We start from the raw sequence: 2,042 nt of genomic DNA, 5'->3' as shown, positions 1-2,042 counted from the left end.
ACCTATTTTTTTTAGTTTTTTAGAAATTAATTCTGATTTTTTTATAGAAATAGTACCAACTAGTACAGGTTGACCTTTTAAATTTTTTTCTTTTATATCATTAATAATTGCATTTATTTTTTCTTTTTTGGTTAAATAGATTAAATCTGGAAAATCTTTTCTAATCATAGGTTTATTAGTTGGAATAATTATTGTATCTAATTTGTATATTTCTTTAAATTCAAAAGATTCTGTACTAGCAGTTCCTGTCATACCTGATAATTTTTTATATAATCTAAAATAATTTTGGAATGTAATAGATGCAAGAGTTTGATTTTCATTATTAATTTTAACATTTTCCTTTGCTTCTATTGCTTGATGTAAACCTTCTGACCATCTTCTACCTTCCATTAATCTTCCAGTATGTTCATCTACTATTACAATTTTATTATTTTTTAAGATATAATCTATATCTCTCTTAAAGAGTTTATGTGCTCTTAATGCAGAAATAATATGATGTAATATGATTATATTATTAATAGAATATAAAGATTCACCTATATTAATTATTTTTTTTTTTATTAAAATTTCTTCTAAATAAATTAAACCTTTTTCTGTTAAATATACTTGACGAGATTTTTCATCTATAAAAAAATGTCCTTTACCTTTATAAGAATTAGAATCTTCTTTTTTTTGATATATTAATTTAGGAATAATATTATTTATTTTAATATATAATTCTGAATTTTCTTCAGTAGATCCTGATATAATTAAAGGTGTGCGAGCTTCATCAATTAAAATTGAATCAACTTCATCTATAATAGCATAATTTAAACCACGTTGTACTTTATTATTATGATTAAATATCATATTATCTCTTAAAAAATCAAATCCGAATTCATTATTAGTTCCATATGTAATATCTGCTTTATATGCATTTTTTTTTTCTTTTAATGACATATCAGTTAAATTAACACCTACAGTTAAACCTAAAAATTCAAATAGTATTTTATTATGTTGTGCATCACGTTGGGCTAAATAATCATTTACAGTAACGATATGAACTCCTTTATTAGTTAAAGCATTTAAATAAGCTGGCAATGTAGATGTTAATGTTTTACCTTCCCCAGTTTTCATTTCTGCTATACAATTACTGTTTAAAACAACTCCCCCAATTAATTGGACGTCAAAATGACGCATATTAAATATTCTTTTACTAGCTTCTCTTACTGTTGCAAAAGCTTCTGGAAGAATATCTTTTAAAGAATAATTATTTTTTAATTTTTTTTTAAAATATATAGTTTTATTTTTTAACTCATAATTAGTTAATTTTTCAAATTCTTTTTCCATATTATTAATAGTGTTTACTATTTTTTGGATACATTTTAAAATATTATCATTATTACTACCAAAAATTTTAGTAAAAATTTTTTTTAACATATAAATACTCTTAATAAAAAATATAATTGTATAATTATAAATATTATTTATTATGTATTTTAATAAAATACAAAAAATGTTTATAATTTCTTTTATTAAAAATTAAATGGTTAAAAAATATGCGTAATAATAAATTATTATTAATAAATAAACTTTTCCAACAAAAATATTATTCGTCTTATACAAAAATATTATATAAAATATATACACATACAAATATTTTAATAAAAATTAATAAGATTATCAAAAAATATTTACCAATACAATTACATAATTTGTATAATATTAAAAATATAAAAAATAATATTCTAATTATAGAAACAAATAATGCTAGTTCTATGTTCAGATTTTTATCTGAAAAATCAAATATCTTATTTTATGTAAAAAAATATGTTGTTCCTTCTTTAAGAAGGATAGATATTAAAATTAATCCTGTTTTCACAAAAAAAAATTTTACAAAAAAAAAAAAAAATTTAAAAAAAAATATATTAAGTAAATACAGTGCTGATTTATTACTTCATATTTCAAAAAAAAGTTCAATAAAACTACGTTCAATAATAAAAAAATTTATTAAATTAACAAATAATTAAATATAAAAATTTTTACATAAAAATTATTTACTT

General features: G+C 19.0%; 2 protein-coding genes. One reads left to right on the top strand and one right to left on the bottom strand.

What is annotated here, in order from left to right; translation table 11 throughout:
• Nucleotides 1-1,419: preprotein translocase subunit SecA (locus GJT96_RS00750; protein ID WP_169780343.1), on the bottom strand; the 1,419-nt coding region annotated here is incomplete at its 3' end.
• Nucleotides 1,420-1,538: 119 nt separating this feature from the next.
• Between GJT96_RS00750 and GJT96_RS00745 the strand changes: the two genes are divergently transcribed.
• Complete coding sequence (locus GJT96_RS00745) at nucleotides 1,539-2,009, top strand: hypothetical protein (protein ID WP_169780342.1); 471 nt, start codon at nucleotides 1,539-1,541, stop codon at nucleotides 2,007-2,009.
• Nucleotides 2,010-2,042: the final 33 nt, after the last annotated feature.

The organism is Enterobacteriaceae endosymbiont of Donacia piscatrix (assembly GCF_012569525.1).
Lineage (GTDB): Bacteria > Pseudomonadota > Gammaproteobacteria > Enterobacterales > Enterobacteriaceae.
Note: the sequence above shows the minus strand (reverse complement) of the source record. Positions and strands in the feature narration are given on the sequence as shown.

What these genes read in the sequence shown, in the direction of transcription:
- GJT96_RS00745 (WP_169780342.1), top strand. Translation starts at nt 1,539, where the DNA reads ATGCGTAATAATAAATTATTATTAATAAATAAACTTTTCCAACAAAAA.